The organism is Streptomyces sp. NPDC001902 (assembly GCF_042891295.1).
In the GTDB taxonomy this organism is placed as follows: Bacteria; Actinomycetota; Actinomycetes; order Streptomycetales; family Streptomycetaceae; genus Actinacidiphila.
The window spans coordinates 103,446-122,454 of record NZ_JBIATA010000007.1; the positions used below are offsets into that span (position 1 = coordinate 103,446).

General features: G+C 71.9%; 18 protein-coding genes. 7 read left to right on the forward strand and 11 right to left on the reverse strand.

Going from position 1 to position 19,009, the window contains the following annotated elements; genetic code table 11:
* Nucleotides 1–77: 77 nt before the first annotated feature.
* Nucleotides 78–452, forward strand: coding sequence for an iron chaperone (locus tag ACFYYN_RS14480; RefSeq protein WP_500546044.1), 375 nt, complete (start codon nucleotides 78–80; stop codon nucleotides 450–452).
* A 52-nt stretch (nucleotides 453–504) separates the two neighbouring features.
* Nucleotides 505–939 (forward strand): hypothetical protein, encoded by a 435-nt coding sequence (locus ACFYYN_RS14485; RefSeq protein WP_500546045.1) that lies wholly within the window; start codon nucleotides 505–507, stop codon nucleotides 937–939.
* 92 nt (nucleotides 940–1,031) lie between these two features.
* Here the strand turns inward: ACFYYN_RS14485 and ACFYYN_RS14490 are convergent, their stop codons facing one another.
* Entirely contained in the window at nucleotides 1,032–1,274 is a 243-nt protein-coding gene (locus ACFYYN_RS14490) for a hypothetical protein (protein WP_500546046.1), read from the reverse strand.
* On the opposite strand from ACFYYN_RS14490, the gene ACFYYN_RS14495 reads away from it, so the two are divergent.
* A complete protein-coding gene (locus tag ACFYYN_RS14495; RefSeq protein WP_500546047.1) occupies nucleotides 1,268–1,522 on the forward strand; it encodes a hypothetical protein in 255 nt (84 codons plus the stop codon). The genes ACFYYN_RS14490 and ACFYYN_RS14495 overlap by 7 nt on opposite strands.
* 76 nt (nucleotides 1,523–1,598) lie before the next feature.
* Here the strand turns inward: ACFYYN_RS14495 and ACFYYN_RS14500 are convergent, their stop codons facing one another.
* The 6 genes from ACFYYN_RS14500 to ACFYYN_RS14525 all read right to left on the reverse strand — a co-directional run bounded on the left by ACFYYN_RS14500 (nucleotide 1,599) and on the right by ACFYYN_RS14525 (nucleotide 10,730).
* The gene (locus tag ACFYYN_RS14500) at nucleotides 1,599–3,347 is read right to left on the reverse strand and encodes a glycoside hydrolase family 35 protein (protein WP_500546049.1); all 1,749 of its coding nucleotides are present in this window, start codon (nucleotides 3,345–3,347) and stop codon (nucleotides 1,599–1,601) included.
* A gap of 168 nt (nucleotides 3,348–3,515) precedes the next feature.
* Nucleotides 3,516–4,568 (reverse strand): LacI family DNA-binding transcriptional regulator, encoded by a 1,053-nt coding sequence (locus ACFYYN_RS14505; RefSeq protein ID WP_500546050.1) that lies wholly within the window; start codon nucleotides 4,566–4,568, stop codon nucleotides 3,516–3,518.
* Nucleotides 4,569–4,720: 152 nt separating this feature from the next.
* Entirely contained in the window at nucleotides 4,721–6,064 is a 1,344-nt protein-coding gene (locus ACFYYN_RS14510) for an ABC transporter substrate-binding protein (RefSeq protein ID WP_500546051.1), read from the reverse strand.
* A 112-nt stretch (nucleotides 6,065–6,176) separates the two neighbouring features.
* On the reverse strand, nucleotides 6,177–7,121 hold the full coding sequence (locus tag ACFYYN_RS14515) for a carbohydrate ABC transporter permease (RefSeq protein WP_500546052.1): 945 nt from the start codon (nucleotides 7,119–7,121) through the stop codon (nucleotides 6,177–6,179).
* Nucleotides 7,122–7,123: 2 nt separating this feature from the next.
* Complete coding sequence (locus ACFYYN_RS14520; protein ID WP_500546053.1) at nucleotides 7,124–8,044, reverse strand: carbohydrate ABC transporter permease; 921 nt, start codon at nucleotides 8,042–8,044, stop codon at nucleotides 7,124–7,126.
* 268 nt (nucleotides 8,045–8,312) lie between these two features.
* Nucleotides 8,313–10,730 carry an ABC transporter permease gene (locus ACFYYN_RS14525; protein ID WP_500546054.1) on the reverse strand — a complete coding sequence of 806 codons (2,418 nt, stop codon included), beginning with the start codon at nucleotides 10,728–10,730 and terminating at the stop codon, nucleotides 8,313–8,315.
* 620 nt (nucleotides 10,731–11,350) lie between these two features.
* On the opposite strand from ACFYYN_RS14525, the gene ACFYYN_RS14530 reads away from it, so the two are divergent.
* Nucleotides 11,351–12,091, forward strand: a complete 741-nt coding sequence (locus tag ACFYYN_RS14530) for a DUF4328 domain-containing protein (protein ID WP_500546055.1) — start codon at nucleotides 11,351–11,353, stop codon at nucleotides 12,089–12,091.
* Nucleotides 12,092–12,574: 483 nt separating this feature from the next.
* Here ACFYYN_RS14530 and opcA read toward each other — a convergent pair whose 3' ends face one another.
* The 3 genes from opcA to ACFYYN_RS14545 are packed head-to-tail and all read right to left on the reverse strand — an operon-like array spanning nucleotide 12,575 to nucleotide 15,569.
* Nucleotides 12,575–13,570 carry a glucose-6-phosphate dehydrogenase assembly protein OpcA gene (gene opcA, locus ACFYYN_RS14535; protein WP_500546056.1) on the reverse strand — a complete coding sequence of 332 codons (996 nt, stop codon included), beginning with the start codon at nucleotides 13,568–13,570 and terminating at the stop codon, nucleotides 12,575–12,577.
* A complete protein-coding gene (gene zwf / locus ACFYYN_RS14540) occupies nucleotides 13,567–15,102 on the reverse strand; it encodes a glucose-6-phosphate dehydrogenase (protein WP_500546057.1) in 1,536 nt (511 codons plus the stop codon). The genes opcA and zwf overlap by 4 nt, the downstream gene beginning before the upstream one ends.
* A 53-nt stretch (nucleotides 15,103–15,155) precedes the next feature.
* Nucleotides 15,156–15,569 carry an ankyrin repeat domain-containing protein gene (locus tag ACFYYN_RS14545; protein ID WP_500546058.1) on the reverse strand — a complete coding sequence of 138 codons (414 nt, stop codon included), beginning with the start codon at nucleotides 15,567–15,569 and terminating at the stop codon, nucleotides 15,156–15,158.
* A 380-nt stretch (nucleotides 15,570–15,949) separates the two neighbouring features.
* Here ACFYYN_RS14545 and ACFYYN_RS14550 point away from each other — a divergent pair, with 380 nt between their 5' ends.
* Nucleotides 15,950–16,144, forward strand: coding sequence for a hypothetical protein (locus ACFYYN_RS14550; RefSeq protein WP_018534760.1), 195 nt, complete (start codon nucleotides 15,950–15,952; stop codon nucleotides 16,142–16,144).
* 104 nt (nucleotides 16,145–16,248) lie between these two features.
* The gene (locus tag ACFYYN_RS14555) at nucleotides 16,249–17,871 is read left to right on the forward strand and encodes a hypothetical protein (protein ID WP_500546059.1); all 1,623 of its coding nucleotides are present in this window, start codon (nucleotides 16,249–16,251) and stop codon (nucleotides 17,869–17,871) included.
* Nucleotides 17,872–17,892: 21 nt separating this feature from the next.
* Here the strand turns inward: ACFYYN_RS14555 and ACFYYN_RS14560 are convergent, their stop codons facing one another.
* Complete coding sequence (locus tag ACFYYN_RS14560; RefSeq protein WP_499510294.1) at nucleotides 17,893–18,393, reverse strand: metallophosphoesterase family protein; 501 nt, start codon at nucleotides 18,391–18,393, stop codon at nucleotides 17,893–17,895.
* 155 nt (nucleotides 18,394–18,548) lie between these two features.
* Between ACFYYN_RS14560 and ACFYYN_RS14565 the strand changes: the two genes are divergently transcribed.
* Nucleotides 18,549–18,995, forward strand: coding sequence for an ATP-binding protein (locus tag ACFYYN_RS14565; protein WP_500546060.1), 447 nt, complete (start codon nucleotides 18,549–18,551; stop codon nucleotides 18,993–18,995).
* Nucleotides 18,996–19,009 lie beyond the last annotated feature (14 nt).

The window sequence follows — 19,009 nt, forward strand, 5'->3', positions numbered from 1 at the left end:
CGCCGCCGCGGGCCCCGGGCGGACGGCGCGTCCGCCCGGGCCCGCGGTGCCCGTCAGCCGCCGCGTAGCCTGGCCCCATGGTGCAGAGCAGGGCGGCGGACGTCGACGGCTACCTCTCCGAGGTCCCGGAGGAACGCAGGCAGGCGCTGGTCAGGCTGCGTGAGCTGTGCCGGGCCGAACTGAAGGGGTTCGACGAGGTGATGGCGTACGGCATGCCCGTCTACGAGCGCGGGGGCACGGCCGAGATCGCCTTCGCCGCCCAGAAGCAGTACATCTCCTTCTACCTCATGCGCTCCGACGTCCGCGCGGCCTTCGAGGACCGCCTCGCCGGGCAGGACATGGGCAAGGGCTGCCTGCGGTTCCGCACGCCCGAGCGCATGGACTTCGACCTCGTGCGCGACCTTCTGCGGGCCACCGCGGCCGAGCCCGGGGCGAGCGGGACCGGTGGGTGACGACGACCGCCGGTGGGCCTGGGGCTGGCACGGGCCGTTGAACATCGCGGCGATGCATCTGAGCGGAGTGCTCCTGCCGGCGGGCTTCATCACGCTGACCCTTGCCGGTGCCGACGCCATCTCCTACGGGCAGACCTTCGTGCTGATGCTGTGGATCGCAATGGTCCACGTCCTCGTGCAGATCCCCGTCGGGGCCCTGGTCTCCCGCTGGGCGGCCCGGGGTCTCGCGCGCCGGGCCGTCGCCGTCGCCGTCGTCACCGCCGGAGCGCTCACCTGGATCCTCGGCCTGCTCGCCGGCTCCGGCGCCGGCAGCGTGCCGCCGTTGTGGTGGTGGCGGACCTGGGCCTGTCTCTGCGTCTCCCTGAGCGCCTACGTCTGGCTCTGCACCCTGCGGCGTTCCACCGTCCGCCGCCTCGCCGGCCGTGTCAGGGCGTGGGCCGAGACCGCCGACCTGTGGCTCATGCTGCGCCTCCCCCGCCGCAGATGAACCCCGTCACGCGGGGACGGAGGCCGCGATCCGCTCCGGGACGGAGAACTCGGCGGCGCAGGCCAGGTACGTGGTGCGGCCGAACAGGTAGGTCAGATGCTCGGCGGCCGCGTGCTGCCCGGCGCCTCGGTGGCCAGGCGGTGGAGCCGGGACGCCGGCTGCGCGAGCGCGGCGGATGAGGGAGGGCGGACGCCGGTCTGCACCTCGCACCTCCACGTCCGGTCCGGATCGTGGAGGAGGCTGCCCCTGCGCGTGTCGTCCAGGTCGATCTCCAGGGGCGCCGCGCACGAAGGGCACACCACCTCGTGGGTGTCGGGGACCACGCGCTTTGCCACACCGGTACCCCCTCGAAGGCGAGGAGGGCCTGCAGGGCGTAGAGGTACTCGCCCTCCTCTCCGTCGAAGGGCTGCGCCACCAGGTGCCGCCGGGTCACCCGGCGCACGTCGTCGAGCTCTGCCGCGAAGTGCGCGCGGACGTGTCCCGGCTCGTGGAGTTGCCCCTCCTCGCCCGATCCGGCCGGCCGGTGGCGATGTCCGCGAGAACGGGCAGGGCCGCGAAGCCCGCCGGGTGCACCGTCCCCTGATGGCAGAGCCGCCCCGCCGTCCGGGGTGCCGGACGGCGGGGCGGTGCGGCGCGCTCAATCCCCGCTCGTGCCCCGCTCATTCCTCCGTCGGTCCGAGGTCGGGGGTGTCCCGCAGGTCGACCGTCGCGCGGGCGGTGGCGTGCAGTTCGAGGACGACGAGTTCGTTCGTGCCGGGCCGCAGGACCGGGCCGGGGACGTAGAGGCGCCGCTGGGGGCCGCGGGACCAGTGGCGGCCCAGGGCGAAGCCGTTGATCCAGGCGTTGCCCTTGGTCCAGCCGGTGAGGTCCAGGTAGGTGTCGGCGGGCTGCTCCACCTCGAACACCCCGCGGTGGAACGCCGGCCCCACCGGCTGCGGGCCGCCGGTGGTGAAGGTCAGGCCCGACAGGTCGTCCAGGGGCAGGGGCCTGCTGCTCCAGCCGGACAGTTCGGCGCCGTTGGCGGTGACCGTGCCGGTGAGGCCCTTGCGGTCGTGGATGCCCTCCCCGTAGTTGACGCGCCCCTGGTTCTCGACGAGGACCGTCAGGGTCGCTCCGCCGGCCGGCACGGTGACGGCCAGGGCGCCTTCGTGCAGTTCACGTTCGAGGACGCCGACGGCGGCGCCGTCGAGGAAGACCTGTGCCCGGTCCGCGATCGCGGCGAAGTGCAGCAGGGTGGGGCCCGGCTCGCGCAGCGCGGTCTCGTACAGGACGAAGCCGAAGTCCTGGCCGAGTTCCTCCATGGTCAGCGGGCGCGGCCCGGTCACCGCCTGGCCGAGGTGGCCGGCGGAGCCGAGCAGCGGGGCGTTCGCGGTGAGCCGGACGCCGAGGAGGTTGAGCTTCTTGGACGGCTCGGGCAGCGGCTCGTCGGGGACGGTGGTGTGCCGGGCGAGGACGTCGCGGAATGCGAGGTACTTGGGGGTGATGTCGCCGGCCTCGTCCAAGGGCGCGTCGTAGTCGTAGGAGGTGATGGTGGGGCGGTAGGTGTGCTTGTCGTTGGCGCCGCTGGTGAAGCCGAAGTTGGTGCCGCCGTGGAACATGTACAGGTTGACGCTCGCACCGGCCGACAGCATCTCGTCGAGGTCGGCGGCGGCGGACGCGGCGTCACGGACGACGTGCACACCGCCCCAGCGGTCGAACCAGCCGTTCCAGAACTCGGTGCACATCAGCGGCCCGTCGCCCTGGTGCTCGCGCAGCGCGGCCAGGCCCTGTGCGGGGCGGCTGCCGAAGTTGGCGGTGCCCAGGACGCCCGGGATGCTGCCGCGGGCGAGATCGGCGGGCTGGTCGCAGGTGAACAGGGGGACGTCCACACCGCCTTGGCGCAGCTTGTCCTGAAGGTGCGTCAGGTAGGCGGGGTCCTCGCCGTAGGCGCCGTACTCGTTCTCGACCTGCACCGCCAGGACGGGCCCTCCGTTGGTGGCGAGGTAGGGGACGACCAGCGGCAGCAGCCGGTCCAGGTAGTCGTCCACGGCGGTCAGGTAGCGCGGGTCGGCGGTGCGCAGGCGGATGCCGGGCGTGGCGAGCAGCCAGGACGGCAGTCCGCCGCCCTCCCACTCGGCGCAGATGTACGGGCCGGGGCGCAGCAGCACGTGCAGGCCCTCGTCCTGTGCGAGTTCCAGGAAGGCCGGCAGGTCCAGGCCGTCCTCGGTGCGGAAGGTGTGCGGCCGCGGCTGGTGGAGGTTCCACGGCACGTAGGTGTCGACGGTGTTGAGTCCGAGCAGCCGTGCCTTGCGCAGCCGGTCACGCCACTGGCCGGGATGGACGCGGAAGTAGTGCAGGCCACCGGAGATGATGCGGAACGGCTCGCCGCCGAGGCGGAATTCGTTCCCTTCGATCCGCAGTACGGGCATGGGCCGTGCTCCTCCAGTGGAGTCGAGTTCTGGTGCGTGTGGTGCGTGCAGTGCGTGTGGTGCGGTCGCGGGGAGTTCGCCGGTGCCGGCGGGGACGCCCGTGACGGGATGTTTGCGTTGCCATCGCGACGATGCGGTGACCACGGGGGAACCGTCGGGGGGTTGGGCTCAGCGACCGCGCGGCGGCGGCGCGGTGCTGCTGCGCACGACCAGGCTGGTGGGCACCAGCGTGGTGCCCCGCTCCGCCTCGTCCTTGCGGATCTGCCGCAGCACCCCGTCGACGCAGCGCCGGCCGACCTCGGCGAAGTCCTGGTGGATCGTCGTCAGCGGCGGCATGTACGAGGCGGCCTCGGGGATGTCGTCGAAGCCCACCACGCTGACGTCCTCCGGCACCCGACGGCCCTGCTCGCGCAGCGCACGCAACAGGCCGAGCGCCATCTGGTCGTTGGCCACGAACACCGCCGAACAGCCCGGGTCCTGCGCGATGCGCAGCCCGGCCCGGTAACCCGACTCCGCGGACCAGTCACCGCGCAGCAGCGGCGGCACCTCGCGCCCCGCCGACTCCAGGGCCGCCCGCCAGGCACCCACCCGGCGCTCCGCGGCGAACGACTCCTTCGGGCCGGCGACGTGCCACACCGTGCCGTGACCGAGACCCAGCAGGTGTTCCACGGCCGCCCGGGCACCGCTGGCCTGGTCGGTGTCGACCACGCAGTACCGGTCCCCGGCGTCGGAGTCCACCACCACCACCGGCGCGGTCGGCGGCAGGGCCACCGTCATCGCGTCCAGCAGATGGACCTCCATGATCATGACGACCCCGTCCACCGCCAGCTCCCCGAGCCGGGTGAACGCGCCCTGGACCCCGTCCTGCGTGGGCACGGTGACCGGCAGCAGCGTCGTGGCGTAGCCCTCGCGGGCCGCGGACGAGGCCACCGCCTCCAGCGTGCGCATGTTGCCGGTGCTGGAGAGGTTGAACAAGATGACGCCGATGGTGCGGAACTCGCCCCGCTTGAGGGCCCGGGCCGCGCTGTTGGGCCGGTAGCCGAGCTCCTTCATCGCGGCCAGCACCTGCTGCCGGGTCTCCTCCAGCACCCCGGGGAAACCGTTGGAGACCCGGGAGACGGTCTGCGCCGAGACGCCCGCCAGCTTGGCCACGTCGGCCATCGACGCACCGCGCCGCCGCCGCTGCGCACCCGCCGCCGAGCTCTGTCCGGTCCCGTCCACGTGCGTCGTACACCTCATACGTTTCACTGCCGTTGGTGGTCAGAAGTCTAGGGGGCCGAGCTGCGCGGACCGGCGGTCCGCGGGCCCCCTGGCCGGCGCCGGCGCTCCCTCGAAGAGGGCAGCCGGGGCCGGCCGCGGATCGTGAGGGGGCATCAGCCGCCGACGCTGAAGCCCTGGTCCTTTCCGTACTTCACCGAGGCGTCCTGCCAGGTGCCCAGCGCGTCGGACAGCGGCGTGGAGGACACGTAGGCCTTGCCGACGGTGTCGTTGAAGATCGAGTTGGCGTACACCTGGTACGGCAGGTACGACCAGCCCTTGACGACGTCCGCCGCCGACTTCGCGAAGATCTCGTTGGCCTTCTGGCCGCCGAAGTAGGGGAACGAAGTGTCCAGGAACGCCTGGGAGTTCAGCTCCGCCGTCGTGGCAGGGAAGGCGCCGCCCTTGATGCGGGCCTGGACGCCGGCGTCCTTGTTCGCGTACTTGACGAAGGCGTAGGCCAGCGGCTTGTCCTTGGCCGCCTCCATCACCGCCAGCGAACTGCCGCCGTTCTCCGCGCTGGCGCTCTGGCCCGCCTGCCACTGCGGCAGCGCCGCCGCACGCCAGTCACCGGACGCCGAGGGGACGCCGGAGACGAAGTTGGCGGGCATCCAGGCACCGGTCGACAGCGTGGCGATCGTCCCGTCGGCCAGGCCCTTGTACCACTGGTCGCTCCAGGACGCGATCGGCGCGAGGAGCTTCTCGGAGATCAGCTTCTGCCAGACCTCCGTGAACTGCTTGGTGCCCGCGTCACCGAAGTCCACGTCCACCTTCGTGCCGTCCACCGCGTACGGGTGACCGCCGGCCTGCCAGATCATGCTGGTGACGAAGCCGGCGTCACCGGTGTCGTTGGTGATGTACGCCTTCGGGTCCGCCTTGTGCAGCGCGCGGGCCGCGGTCAGGTACTCGTCCCAGGTCGTGGGCACCGCGATCTTGTACTTGTCGAGGACCTTCTTGTTGTAGAACATCGCCATCGGCCCGGAGTCCATGGGCAGCGCGTACACCCCGCCGTTGACGGCCACGGAGTTCCACGGGCCGGGCGAGTACGCCTTGGACAGGTCCTTGGCGCCGTACGGGCTGAGGTCGGTGACGGACTTGCCGAGCGCGAACTGGCTCAGCGCGTAGTACTCGATCTGCGCCACGTCCGGCGCCCCGGAGCCGGCCTGCACCGCGTTCTGCAGCGCGGTGTACTGGTCGTTGCCCGTGCCCGCGTTGACCAGCTTCACCTTGACCTTCGGGTACGCGGCCTGGAAGTCGGTGACCACCTGCTTCAGCGTCGGCTCCCACGCCCACACCGTCAGGCTGCCGCCCTTGTCCAGCGCCGCCTCGACGCTGCCCGCGTCCGCGGCCTTGGCACCCGAGCCGGAGTCGTCGGAGGAACCGCAGGCGGTCAGGGACAGCGCCGCCGCGCAGAGCACCGCGATCGCCTGCGCCGAACGGCGCAGTGGCTTGTTCGTCATCGCATCTCACTTCGTTGTGGTGATGGTCTGCGGCACCGCCCGTCGCCACGGCACGGGTGTGCCGGGCGCAGGACCGCAGGGGGAGGTGGGTACGGCGCCGCGGCGCCGGTGATCACTCCTTGACGCTGCCGGCGGCGAGCCCGGACTGCCAGAAGCGCTGCAGGAGGAGGAAGGCCGCGACCAGCGGCACGATGGTCAGCAGCGAGCCGGTGACCACCAGGTTGAACACCGGCTGCCCGCCCGCGGTGGCGGCTTGGGCGTTCCAGGCGTTGAGCCCCAGGGTGAGGGGGTACCAGTCCGGGTCCTTGATCATGATCAGCGGCAGGAAGTAGTTGTTCCACGTCGCGACCACGGTGAAGAGCAGCACGGTGACGATGCCGGGTCCCAGCAGCGGCAGGCTGATCCTGAAGAAGGTGCGGATCTCCCCCGAACCGTCGACCCGGGCGGCCTCCAGCAGCTCGTCGGGGATCGCCTCGGAGGCGAAGACCCACATCAGGTAGAGGCCGAACGGCGAGATGAGCGAGGGCACGATCACCGCCCACGGGGTGTTGGTCAGGCCCATCTTGCTGAACATCAGGAACGTGGGCACGGCCAGCGCGGCACTCGGCACGGCGACCGCGCCGATCACCACCGCGAAGACCGCGCGCTTGCCGGGGAACTCGAACTTCGCCAGGCCGTAACCGCCCAGCACGGCCAGGAACGTCGCGCCCCCGGCGCCGACCGCCACGTACAGCAGGGTGTTGAGCAGCCACCGCACGAAGATGTGGTCGTCGTAGGTGAGGGTCTGCCGGATGTTGTCCCACAGGGCGAAGTCACCGCTGAACCACAGCCCGAAGGAGTCCAGCAGGCTCTTCTGGGTCTTGGTCGCGCTGATCAGCAGCCAGGCCAGCGGGACCAGGGTGTAGACCGCCACCAGCGCGGTCAGGACGGTGAGCAGGACGCTGCGCCGGGGCCGGTCGGAGGAGTGCCGCCGGCCGGCCGGGCGCTCGGACGGTGCGGCGCCGCGGCGCTCGCGCTGCGGGGCCGTGGCGGCCGCCTGGGTGCTCGCCTGGGCCATCGTCAGGCCTCCTTGCGCATGCCGCGCAGCTGCACGACGTAGGCGATGAGCATCGTGACGACCCCCATGACGATCGCGACGGTCGCCGCGTAGTTGTGCTGCTGCCCGGAGAAGGACAGCGAGAAGGTGTAGAGGTTCGGCGTGAAGTACGTCGTGATGGCGTTGGGCGCCAGCGGCTTGAGGATGCTGGGCTCGTTGAACAGCTGGAAGCTGCCGATGATCGAGAAGATCGTCGCGATGACCAGGGCCCCGCGGATCGCCGGGATCTTGATGGAGGTGACGATCCGCAGCTGGCTCGCGCCGTCGATCTCGGCCGCCTCGTACAGGGACCGCGGCACGACGTGCAGCGCAGAGTAGAAGATCAGCATGTTGTAGCCGACGAACTCCCAGGTCACGATGTTGCCGATGCTCGCCAGCACCAGTCCGGGCGACAGGGGGTTCGGCAGCGAGGCACCGAAGGCGTCGTTGATGTCGGCGACCAGGCCGAAGCGGTCCCCGTACATGAAGCCCCACATCAGCGTCGCCACGACCGCCGGGACCGCGTAGGGCAGGAAGATCGTGATCCGGAAGAACTTCCGGCCGTGCAGCCGCCCGCTGTCCAGCGCGAGGGCGACCAGCAGCGCGATGCCCAGCATGACCGGCACCTGGACGCCGAGGACCAGCGCGACGTGGCCGAGGCCGGACCAGAACTGGCCGTCCTGGAAGGCCTGGACGTAGTTGTCCAGACCGACGAAGGAGGTCCCGCCGATGAGGCGGTCGCGGAACAGGCTCAGGTAGATCGAGTAACCGATCGGCGCCAGGAAGACCAGTGCGAAGACGATCATGAACGGTGCCACGAAGCCCCATCCCAGCCAGCGCCGGCCCCGGCGTCCTCGGGGAGGAGCGGCCCGGCCGGTGCCCGGTGGCGGCGGTATGGCAGCCATGATCCCATCCTTCACATCGTCGTGCGGGGTCCCGCCACATCGGGCGGGTCCGGGATGGTTGCGCAAACATCAGCGACCGCAGCCGACGCACGTTTACGCAAACATTTGATGGACGCGATGTTGGCACCGGCCATCAGGACACGTCAAGGGCCCTCACGCGGTTCCTCCCCGGCACCACCCCGCCAGGCCGTCCCCGCACGTCAACAGCCCTTTAGCCGGACGCACTTGACCACCGCCGGCCCGCACAGCGGACCGGCGGCACACACCCTCACTCCGTACGCAGCCCGCCCGCCCGCATCATCCGCCACAACGGCGGAAGGCTCAGCACCGTCACCACCAGAACCGCCACCGCACCGATCCCGGCATACGGCAGGAACACCCACCAGTCCCGCACCGGCTTCACCACGACGCCCAGCATCGCCCGCCCCAGGACCAGCCCACCAATGATCGCGACCACCGTACCCGCCAGCACCGGCACCGCCGTCTGCCACAGCACCGACCACGCCAACGTCCTGCGCCGCGTACCGAACGCCACCAGCACCGACAGCAGACGCCGACGCTCCCTCAACTGCTCCACCTGCGCCACCAGCATCCCCGCCGCGATCAGCGCGACCGTCAAGGTCCCCCCGACCCGCAGACCCGTCTGCACACTGGAGTACTGCCGGTCACGCTGCACGTTCACCAACCCGCCCACCCGCAGCATCGGATCCACCCGCGCCGCGGCATTGCGCAGGTACTCCGCCGCATCGGGAACCCGGCGGTCGATCGCGACGGACGCGAACGTCGACGCCTGCGGCAACCGGTGCCCGGCCAGCGCCCCCGGAGTGGCCAGGATGCCGTCATGGACCTCGCCCACCGGATCCCGGACCGCCACCACCGCCCGAGCCGTCACCGGCAACGTCCACGACTCGCCCTCCGAAACGCCCTCCGAAACGGCGTCAAGATCGATCCGCCCACCCGGCCGGGCAGCCTCATCGGTGAGGAGGTTCGCCTCCCGGGCCCGCCGCGACGCACCCGGCCGGTGCGCCACGAAGGCATCACCGTCACGGCACGAAGACAACGAGACCAACGACCGCAACGTCGCACAACTGCCCACCGTCAACGTGGTGACGGACCCCGGCCCACCACCCGCATCCGGACGACTCACATACGCCTCGACCGTGGCGACCACCCGCCGCACACCCTTGACCTGCCGGAACTCCTCGGCCATCCGCTCCGCCAGGACCGGATCGCCCACGCTCTCCGAAGCCGCCGCAACCCGGAAATCCGCACGCACGACATCGGCAGGAGCGGAAGACCCACGCCCCGCCTTCGGAGCGGACGGCGAGGCGAAGTCCTCCTGCATGCCACCGAACACCATCTGCAGCGCGATCGCACCGGCCACCGCCACGGTGATGCCGCTCACCGCCCGCGACGCCGTCCCACTGCTCAACTGCAACCGGCGCACCGCGAGCTGCCACGCGACCGGCCCCCCGCGCAGCCGCCTCACCACGGCCTCCACCAGCCACGGCAACAGCCCGGTCAACCCCACCAGGACCAGCACCGCACCCAGCGCGACCGGATACACACCACCCGACCCCAACTCCCCGTCCGCCGACCCCGTCAGCATCAGCACACCGACACCGACCACAGGACTCACCAGCCGCCACCACAACCGACGCGGCCGCAACGTGGCATGCCGCACGACCCCCAACGGCTCGATCGCCACCGAACGCAGCGCCGACAGGGTGACCACAACCGCCCCCACCAGGATCGCCACCACGATCAGTCCCGCCAGCAGCAGGTCAGGGGCGACATCGGCAGGAAAAGCACTCACGCCCCACAGCCGCACCGACCCCGCCAGCCGGCGCGCCCCCAGGAACACCCCGGTACCGACCAGCAGACCCAGCACGGCGCCGAACAGCGCCTCACCCGCCGCGATCCGCCGGGTCATCCCGACATTCGCACCGACCAGCCGCAACGCGGCCAGCCTGCGGTCCCTGCGGTCCCCACCGAACCGGACGGCCGTACCGATGAACACGCCCACAGGAACCAGCAGGACGACGCAGATCAAAGCGACCAGGACCACCAACTGCGGATCGAACCGCCCGGAGCCGGGGTCATGGCCGTACCCTGCGGACCTGATCGCACCCCCGCTCCTGGTGAGCGTGGCACTCCCCGCGTAGAAGCGCAGCTCCCCCGGTTCGAGCAGACCCCGGTCCGCGATGGTCCCGGTGATCCGGTAACCGAGCCGCTCCTTGAGCAGCGCGCCGGACGACGAGCCCAGCAGCTCGCGCAGAGCGGGCGAGACCGCCATCTCCCCCGGCCCGGGGATCCGTGCCACACCCGGCGGCGGCGGAGCACCGGGGCCGTCCGGGCGCAGCAACTGCCCGCCGACGGCCTCGCCACGGTACTCGGTGCTCGCGTCGTACCAGAGGAACGTCGTGTCCGCGCGCCGCACCGACACCCCGCTCTCGAAGTTCGGCGTCTCACGCGCGTGCCCGCGCTCCGCGCGGGCGCCCAGGACGTTCGGCACCGCGGCGGCGAGGAACAGCAGAGCCACCCCGAGCCCGACGCCCACCGCGGTCAGCGCCGTACGGATCCACCCCTCGCGGCCCCCGGAGCCCGCCAGTCGCGCGCCGAGCCACAGATCTCCCAGCGCCGAACGGAACCGCCCCGGCGCGGCCCCGGCACCGTCACGGTTCACGCCTGGCCCCCTGGGCACGGAATGCCGTCGCGCGTGACGGCTCGGCGGTTGCCGGACGCGGCCTGGGGCGGGGGCGGCGCGAACGGGAGTCGGAGCGGGTCGAAGAACATGCAGTGAATATACACGCCGTCTATACACTCAATGTCTACCCACAAGGTGTCATTACAGTGTGCTCGCCCCTCCCCTTCATCGACTTCACCGTTACCGCATACTGCCTGGTCAGAGCGGTCCCGTCCGGTCCGCCGGCCGATCCCGCGCACAGTGGCAGGAGTGTCGACACTGGTGGCGTCGAACGTGCGTCGCCGGGCTCGCAGGTGAACCCCAGGGCCGGCTCCGGGAGCCGCGGGACCCGGGGACGAGGTTTCTCGACCCCCGCATTACTAAAGCTGGACAGGCTCTGGACAGGCTCTGGACAGGCTCTGGACAGGCTCCCCTGCGACCCCGTTTCCCTTGCGGAAACCCGCAGGTGGCGCGCCGTTCCCCCACACCGCCGGCGTGACCGGGCCGAAGGCGCGCGGGCGCGGCTCAATCATGTGGACTGGTCAAGATCTCCTGCCGTAATGTCCTCCTGCCCGCCGCTCGACGGGCACGTCTCCATGTTGTGTCCCTGGGGGGATTCCATGTCGCTCAACCCTGTCGGGCCGCCGCCCGGTGCCCCGTACCCCGTACCCGCCGGGCCTCCGGCGACCTCCGCCGTGCTCCGTTCCCCGCTGAGTCTGGCGGCCGCGGTGACGGTGCTGCTGTCACTGGTGATCGCGGTCGATGTGCTCGCCATCGCCGCGGAGGCCGCCCGCTACGCCCTCATGGGCACGGCGGTCGCCGACGAACTCGCCACCGTCGACCCGTCCGCGCTGAACCGCTCGGACCTGTGGACGGGCTCCGCCGCGGTCCTGCAGGTCATCGCCCTGGTGGCGACGACCGTCGTCTTCATCGTCTGGTTCCACCGGGTCCGCTCCAACGGCGAGGTGTTCGCCCCCAACGGGTTCGAGAAGGGCCGCGGGTGGGCGATCGGCGGCTGGTTCATCCCGATCGGCAACCTGTGGATCCCCTTCAGGGTCGCCCGCGAGACCTGGGTCGCGAGCTCCCAGACGACGCAGGACGGCCGCCTTCGGCCCGCCGACTCGGGCCCGGTCTCCTACTGGTGGGCGGCGTGGATAGCCTCCTCCGTGCTGGGCCGGCTCTCGGGGGGCATGTTCGACGAGAGCTCGGGCTACGCGGACGACCTCCGCGACGCCGCCGGCTTCGCCATCGCCGTGGACGGCGTGGACATCCTCGCCGCGGTCCTCGCCATCCTGTTCGTCCGCAAGCTGACGGCCATGCAGCACCGCAAGGCCACGGAAGGCCCGTTCGCCCTGTCCTGACCCGGGCCGCGACCTCGTCGGGCGGGGGCGTCGGGCCCGTGCGGGTGGCGTGTCAGCGTGCGGTCAGCGCCCTGTCAGCGGGGGCGGGCAGTGTGCGGGCATGGACACCGTCACCGCGGAGCGATCCGCCCCTCCCGCCGCCGCCCGTCGCCTCCGCACCGCGGGCCCCGCGCCTTCCGCGCCGGCCGCGTTCGTGCGCTTCGCCGTGTGCGGCGGCGGTGTGGGGCTGGCGTCCTCCGGAGTGCTGATGGCGCTGTCGGGACCGGTGCCGTTCGCCCTGGCGAACGCGGTGGTGACCGTGGCCTCGACGGTGCTGGCCACCGAGTTGCACGCGCGCTTCACCTTCGGCGGGGGCCGCGCCGGGTGGCGGGCGCACCTGGAGTCGGCGCTGACGGTCGTGGTCTGCTACCTGTTCACCACGGCCGCGATGCTGCTCCTGCAGGCGGTGTGCGCCGCCCCCGGCGTACTGCTGCGGCAGTCGGTCTACTTGGCGGCCTCCGCGCTGGCCGGGGTGGGCCGCTTCTTGCTGCTCCGCGCGGTGGTCTTCGCCGGGCGGGGCCCCTCCGCCGCGTCGGTGTGGCGCAGCGACGCGGCGTACATCTCGTCGGGGTCGAGCCGGCGCAGCTCCTCGGCGATGAGCTCGGCGGTCGACCGCACCTTCAGCGCGAGGTGCCGGCTGGGCTGCCCGGGGATGGTGAGGTTGGCCAGCGGGCCCTCGGGGCGGTCGATGTGGATGTCGCCGTCCGCGGTGCTCAGCCGGACCGCGGTGACGACCGGGCCGTCGGTGACGACGCGCTCGACGGGCACGCGCAGCCGGTTGCCGAGCCAGCGGGCCAGGAGTTCGGCGCTGGGGTTGTCGGCCTCGCTCTCGACGGCGGCCGAGATGACCCTGGCCCGGGCCTGGTCGAGAGCGGCGGCGAGCATGGACCGCCAGGGCGTGAGCCGGGTCCAGGACAGGTCGGTGTCGCCGGGGGTGTAGCCGGCGGCACGGGTCTTCAGCTCCTCCAACGGATGCTCGACGGCGTACGCGTCGGTGATCCGGCGCTGCGCCAGCGCGCCGAGGGGGTCGGCGGCGGGGTTGGCGGGTGCGTCGACCGGCCACCAGACGACGACGGGGGCGTCGGGCAGCAGCAGCGGCAGGACCACGCTGTGGGCGTGGTCGGCGAGTTCGCCGTGGAGGCGGAGCAGGACGGTCTCGCCGGTGCCGGACTCTCCGCCGACGCGCACCTCGGCGTCGAGGCGGGCGCTGCGCCGGTCGCGGGGGGAGCGGCCGGGGCGCTTGATGACGACCAGGATGCGCGAGGGGTGCTCGCGCGAGGCGTCGGAGGCGGCCTTGAGGGCGTCGTAGTGGTTGCCCTCGTCGGTGACGATGACGAGGGTCAGCACCATGCCGACGGCCGGACTGCCGATGGCCCTGCGCGCCTTGATCAGCGCCGAATTGATCTTGCTTGAAGTGGTCTCGGTCAGATCGATGTTCATGGCCGGCGCCAGCTCCTGCCGTCTCGTGCGAGCATCTCGTCCGCCGCCTTCGGACCCCAGGTACCGGCGGTGTACTGCTCGGGCTTGCCGTGCCGGTCCCAGTACTCCTCGATCGGGTCGAGGATCCGCCAGGACTCCTCGACCTCCTGGTGCCGGGGGAAGAGGTTGGCGTCACCGAGCAGGACGTCCAGGATCAGCCGTTCGTAGGCCTCCGGGCTGGACTCGGTGAAGGACTCGCCGTAGGCGAAGTCCATCGTCACGTCCCGGATCTCCATCGAGGTGCCCGGCACCTTCGAACCGAACCTGATCGTCACGCCCTCGTCCGGCTGGACCCGGATGACCAGGGCGTTCTGCCCGAGCTCCTCGGTCGCGGTGTTGTCGAACGGGGAGTGCGGGGCGCGCTGGAAGACGACCGCGATCTCGGTGACACGGCGGCCCAGGCGCTTGCCGGTACGCAGGTAGAAGGGGACGCCGGCCCAGCGGCGGTTGTCGATGGCCAGCTTGATGGCGGCGTAGGTGTCGGTCTTGGACTTGGCGTCGATGCCGTCCTCCTCCAGGTACCCGAGCACCTCCTCCCCGCCCTGCCAGCCGTGCGCGTACTGCCCGCGCACGGTGTGCGCGCCCAGGTCGTCGGGGTGCCGGACGGCTTGGAGCACCTTGAGCTTCTCCTGCACCAGCGACTTGGCCTCGAAGGAGGCGGGCTCCTCCATGGCGGTCAGCGCGAGGAGTTGGAGCAGGTGGTTCTGGATGACGTCGCGCGCGGCGCCGATCCCGTCGTAGTAGCCCGCGCGGCCGCCGATGCCGATGTCCTCGGCCATCGTGATCTGCACGTGGTCGACGTAGGAACGGTTCCACAGCGGCTCGAACATCGTGTTGGCGAACCGCAGCGCCAGGATGTTCTGGACCGTCTCCTTGCCCAGGTAGTGGTCGATCCGGAAGACCTCGGCGGGCGGGAAGACCTGGTGGACGACCTGGTTGAGCTCCTGGGCGCTGGCCAGGTCGTGGCCGAAGGGCTTCTCGATGACGGCGCGTCGCCAGGATCCCTCGGGCGGGTCGGACAGCCCGTGCTTCTTCAGCTGCTGGACCACGGTCGGGAAGAACTTGGGCGGCACCGAGAGGTAGAAGGCGAAGTTGCCGCTGGTACCGCGGGCCTTGTCCAGTTCCTCCACGGTCGCGCGGAGGGCGTCGAAGGCGTCGTCGTCGCCGAAGTCGCCGGGCACGAAGCGCATTCCGGCGGCCAGCTCCGTCCAGACCTCCTCGCGGAAGGGGGTGCGCGCGTGCTCCTTGACCGCGTCGTGGACGACCTGCGCGAAGTCCTCGTCCGCCCAGTCGCGGCGGGCGAAGCCGACGAGCGAGAAGCCCGGCGGCAGCAGCCCGCGGTTGGCGAGGTCGTACACGGCAGGCATCAGCTTCTTGCGGGACAGGTCGCCCGTCACACCGAAGATCACCAGCCCGGACGGTCCCGCGATGCGCGGCAGCCGCCGGTCGGATGGATCGCGCAGCGGATTGTTCCAGCTGTCGGTTTCCGTCATGGGTCCACTTCTCTTCATCGTGGGTACGGCGGTGGTCGTGGCGCGCCCGGGGGTCATGCGGCGCCGAAGAGTTCCAGGAGCGCGTCCTGGCCGAACATGCGGGCGGTGTCGATGGCCGAGGGGGTGCCGGCGGCGGGGTCGGCGCCGCCGTCGACGAGGACGCGGACCACCTCGTCCTCGCCCTTGAAGACGGCACCGGCCAGCGGCGTCTGGCCGCGGTCGTTGGCGCGGTCGGGGTCGGCACCGTGCCGCAGGAGCGCGGCCACGGTGGCGGCGTGGCCGTGGTACGCGGCCAGCATGAGGAGGGTGTCGCCCTTGTCGTTGGTGAGGTTGGCCGGCACCCCGGCGTCCACGTACGCCGTCAGGGTCTCCGTGCCTCCCCGGCGGGCGAGGTCGAAGAGTTCGGCGGCGAGTCGCAGGACTTCGGGGTCCTGGGCCGGGTCGTTCTGCGGGGTCGGCTCGCTCATCGTTCCTCACTAGGCGTGGCTGCTCGCCGTGCGCGGGCGGGACCGCTTGTGATCCACCCTAAGCGGCCCCCACCGCCCTGGCCCTGCCGGGCGTGCCGCCGGTGCACGCCGGCTCGGGGGGCGCGGACCGCACGAGAAGCCATGGCCGAAGCTTAACGATTTTGATCACTCGAACGGGCGACTTCACTGCTCCGTCGGCGGGGCCTGCCACATGACACGCCGGACGACCGGCGAGGATCACCCCGGAAGAAACAGGTCAGCGAAGCTGAACAGGTGAACTTCCCTATAAATCACCCATTTGCCTCTTTTCAGAACATATTACTATCTGTAATTCTGGAACAACTCATGGTGACAGTCCCCATCACACAGGAGTAGCCCCCATGATCCTGTCCATCTCAGGCGTCGTCCTGCTCGGCATCATCGTCTTCCTGTTCTTCCGCAAGGACGGGCTCAAGGCGTCCCACGCGCTCGTCTGCGCCCTCTTCGGCTTCTACCTCGCGGGCACCGCCATCGCCCCGAGCATCAAGGCCGGCGGGGCGAGCCTGGCGAGCCTCCTGGGCGGGATCAAGTTCTAGGCCGTCCCGCACGGCCGATCCACCGGGCCCGGCGCCGCTCCGCTCCGGGCCCTTCCCGTTCCGTTCCGTCGTACCGTCCCCGCAACGATCCTCTGGAGCTCCCCGTGGTCCGGCGTCCCCTCTCCGCCCTCCTGAGCAGCCGCCCCTCGCTCACCCGCGGCCGTGAGCTCGCGCGGGCCGCCGTCGACAGCACCACGGACGTCCTCCACCCGCTCTTCGTCATCGCGCGCGGGCTGCGCCGCCAGGCCGGCTGGGCGCGCGATTGGTGGGGCAGCACGCCCAAGGACCGGCGCGGACCGGCGCTGATGGCCTCCGTGGGAGCCGGGTTCCTCGTCCTGGTCCTGCTGCCCTACGGGGCCTACCTGATGTTCGCCGCCTGGATGGGTTCCGCCGGCTGGATGGGCCGGGACCGCACACCCGCCCCGACCGGACCGAGCGGCGCGGAGAGCGACCGGCTGACCGCGCTGTACGAGGCCCTGGTGCCGTACCTGTCCGTCGCCGACGACCCCAGCCCGATCTACGCCCACGACGGCAGCTGGGAGAACGCCTTCGGCGACTACGCCTTCGAGGACGGGCGGCTGGTCCGCCTGCACCTCAAGTACCCCGCCTACTTCACCGACGGCGAGGCCACGGCCAGGGCCCGCGTCGAGCACGTGCTGCACGCCAAGGTGGGGCGCGGCCGCGAGTACCGCTTCGAGTGGAACGAGGAGGAGAACCACCTCACCCTCACCGCGCTCCCCCCGCTGCCCACGGGCATCGCCGCACAGCGTTTCGTCACCTCCCCGGGCGAGACGGTGCTCGGCTTCACCGACCCCGAGGCGGTGCAGCGCACCGTCCCGGTCGAGGACGGCGAGGAGGTCAGGGACGCGCCCCCGGTCGTGTGGCGCACCGGCCCGCGCTCCACCGAGCCGCACCTGCTCGCCCTCGGCCAGCCCGGCACGGGCACCACCACGCTGCTGCGCTCCATCGCGCTCCAGGTGCTGCCGGAGGGCGACCTCGTGGTCGTGGACGGCAGCGGGACCGGCGAGCACGCGTGCCTGACCGGACGGCCCGGGGTGATGGCCATCGAGAGCGGCCTGGCGGGCACGCTGGCCACCCTGGAGTGGGCGGCGCACGAGACCGAGCGCCGTCTGATCGCCGTCAACCGGGCCCGGCAGGCGGGGCGTACCGCCCCCGACGACGTACGGCGCCCCTTGTGGATCCTCGTCGACCGGCCGACCGTGCTCAGCCAGCTCGCGCACGCCGAGAGCCGCCCCGACCCGCAGGAGCTGCTGGACATCCCGCTGCGGCACGGCCGCGCGGCCGGGGTGACCGTCGTCGTCGCCGACCACCTCGACGGCGCCGAGGCGCTCTCCCCGGTCGTCATCGCCCACACCAGGGCCCGGGTGCTGCTGGGCGCGGTCACCGCGGAGCAGACCCAGGCGGTGCTCGGCGCGCCGCAGTGCTCCACGTCCGCCGCGGAGGTGCCGCCGGGCCGCGGCTACGTGCGGCTGGGCTCGGGGCCGGTGCTCCGGGTGCAGGTGCCGGCGACCCCGGACCCCTTCGACGAGGACGCCAGCGACGGGCACCGCCAGGCGGTCATGGCGCTGCTGCCGCCCGCGGACGCCGCCACCGGGACGCAGGCGCGGGAGCGGGAGGCGGAGGCCGCGCAGGCTCCCGGGGCGGTCCGGGTCTCCGAGCCCTCGGGCGCGGTCCGGCCGGCCGGCGGCCCGGCGCTCGAGCACTGAGCCGGACCGTCGCCGCGCGGGTCAGCGTCGCGGCAGTTCGTGCAGCCGCACCTGGGTCAGCGCGCCTCCGGCCGCCTCGGCGGTGAGGTAGGTGCCGTACGGCTGACGCCTGCGGTCGGTCGGCGATCCGGGGTTGAGCAGCCGCAGCCCGCCCGGCGCCGTGCTGTCCCAGGGGATGTGGCTGTGCCCGAAGACCAGGACGTCCAGGTCGGGGAAGCGCTCCTCGCAGCGGCGTTCGCGCCCCTGGGCCGGGCCGCTGTCGTGCACCACGCCGAAGCGCAGCCCGCCCAGCTCCGCCCGGGCGACCTCGGGCAGCCGCGCGCGCAGGTCGGCGCCGTCGTTGTTGCCGTACACGCCGATCACCCGCCGGGACCGCGCCTGCAGCAGGTCGAGGGTCGCCGCGTCGACCCAGTCGCCGGCGTGGAGGACGGCGTCGGCCTCGGAAATCCGGTCGAGTAGTTCGGCCGGAAGCTCCTTGGCACGTTTGGGCAGGTGTGTATCGGACATCACAAGAAGACGCACACGTCCACGCTATCCGCGCGGGGGGACGGGAGCGGCGCCCGGCACGGCGGCCGAAAGGGAGGCCGACGTCGTGGTGTGCCGCAAGGCGGCGTGGCCAGTGGGGCGACCCCGCGGCCGCCGGGACCGCGGCCTCAGCCATGAAGGGCCCACACGTCATGTGCGGTGACACGACCCCCACCCGCTCGGCGGAACTCGTGCAGCCGGCGGAGCCCGCCTACGTGGGCGCCGCGCGGCACTTCACGTCCGAGTTGCTGGGCCTGTGGGGACTGACCGCGGAGGACCGCATCGCCGCCGAGCTGATCGTCGACGAGCTCGCGGCGAACGCCGCGCGCCACGGCAGGGCGCAGATGTCGGTCCGGCTGTGCATGCACGACGACGGCCTGGTCATCACCGTCACCGACAGCGGCGCGGCCCGGCACCACGACGGGTCCTCCCCGGACAGCACCCCGCCGGACGAGCACGGCCGCGGTCTGGAGATCGTGCGCCGGCTGGCCGGGTCCACGTGCATCCACGACGACGAGCGCGGCCGCCGCGTGGTGACCACGCGGCACCTCGCCCCGCTCCAGCGGCCCGTCGCGGGGGTCACCAGCCCGGCGTCGTAGGCGCACGCGCAGGG